This is a genomic window from Caballeronia sp. ATUFL_F1_KS39, assembly GCF_023630985.1.
Lineage (GTDB): Bacteria > Pseudomonadota > Gammaproteobacteria > Burkholderiales > Burkholderiaceae > Caballeronia > Caballeronia zhejiangensis.
Genome location: NZ_JALQDZ010000097.1, coordinates 1 through 266, shown reverse-complemented (window position 1 = coordinate 266; position 266 = coordinate 1). Strand labels below are relative to the sequence as shown.

General features: G+C 66.5%; 1 pseudogene. It reads right to left on the bottom strand.

Annotated elements, in window-relative coordinates:
* Positions 1 to 266, bottom strand: a pseudogene (locus tag NCR93_RS31720) (glycosyltransferase); the annotation flags it as partial.

Below are 266 nucleotides of genomic sequence, written 5' to 3'. Positions count from 1 at the left end.
GCCCGCGGCCGTCGCCCGCATGTACAGATCCCAGTCCTCGTACGCCTCGAGTTCCTCGCGATATCCGAGTTCGCGCAGGGTCCGCGTGCGCGCAAGACACGTCGCCGTGGAGAACCGGTTTTCGTACATGCCCGCCGCCGCGGCCTCGCCGTAGAACACGGCGTAATCGGTGAACGCCACCTGCGTGCCGATCGCCCCTTCGTCGGCATCCAGGAAGAAACCCGTCTGCGGGATCACGAAGTCATAGCCAGGCCGCGCATCCAGCG